Here is a 1,121-nt window from a genome sequence, read left to right on the forward strand (position 1 = left end):
GAGGCCGGCGCTCAACGGATGCAGGAAGTACCGAGTGGATCTGCAGGACAGGCCGGCACCCCTGAGCAGCGCCGACTCCGGCAGGAGAACCAGGAACTCAAACTCGCGCTCGCTGAGGCGACGGTGCAGCTGCGGATTTGGCAGCGCGGGGCGGCTTGGGCTGACCAAGTCCCTTCGCGGACCTCGAAGCCCTAAGAGAGGCAGCAGGACTGCCGGTTTCGAGGTTCGCAGTGCTCGCCGGCATCCCGGAGCGGACCTATCGACGCCGGCTGGCCCGCCTGCGCGCCGGCAGCCCGCCCAAAGGCCCCTGGCCGGCACCCAAGGTCGACCGTATCGAGGCCCTGGCCGCCAAGTACGCCCAAGCGTGGCCAGCCTGGGGCTACCGCAAGGTCGCCGCACTGATGCGCGCCGATGGCCACAAGGTCACCAACTCCTCGGTGCAGCGAGCGCTACGGCGGCGCGGCCTGCTGTTACCTCAAGGCTTCCGGGCCGACCGCAAGTCATGGGCCGCGTTACGCCGAAGGGTGTTTCACAACCCGCCGACCCAGCGCAACCGGGTCTGGCAGACAGACTTCTCGGAGTTCGAAACAGCCCACGGCGGAATCTGGCGAATCAGCGCCGTCATCGACTACGTCACCAAATACTGCCTGGCCATCACTGTCACCCCCACCAGTCGCGGCCTCGACGCCGTGCACTGCATACGGCTGGCGGTCGAGGAAGCAGCCCGCATTCTCAACGTGGTCGACTTGCGACTTGACCGCGGGCAGATGGACGTCCTCGACGCTGACGACAACGTCATCGGCTGCGCCCCTGCACCCATCGCGATCGTCTCCGACAACGGACCCTGCTACCGAGGAAAAGACTTTCAAAGTCTCTTCACCGGCCACGATCCACTGCTGCGCCACATCCGCACCCGCATCAGATCACCACAAACCAACGGTGTCATCGAGCGATTCTTCGAAACACTCAAATACGAGCACCTCTTCCGCGGCTACATCGGCGACGGCGACGCCCTAGACATGGAAGTCCACCGCTTCCGCATCATCTACAACACCATCCGACCCCACCAGGCCCTCGACGACCGCACCCCCAAACAGGCCTACCTGACCACAACTCACCAC

The 1,121-nt window shown here is 64.9% G+C and carries 2 protein-coding genes; both read left to right on the plus strand.

Translation table 11 applies throughout. The features are described 5' to 3' along the window. On the plus strand, positions 1–195 hold a 195-nt coding region (locus tag ACZYY4_RS23005; protein WP_463812330.1), incomplete at its 5' end, for a hypothetical protein. A gap of 35 nt (positions 196–230) precedes the next feature. Continuing rightward, on the plus strand, positions 231–1,121 hold an 891-nt coding region (locus ACZYY4_RS23010), incomplete at its 3' end, for a transposase (protein WP_463812331.1).

The sequence above is a fragment of the Mycobacterium sp. IDUB_21 genome (genome assembly GCF_055419425.1).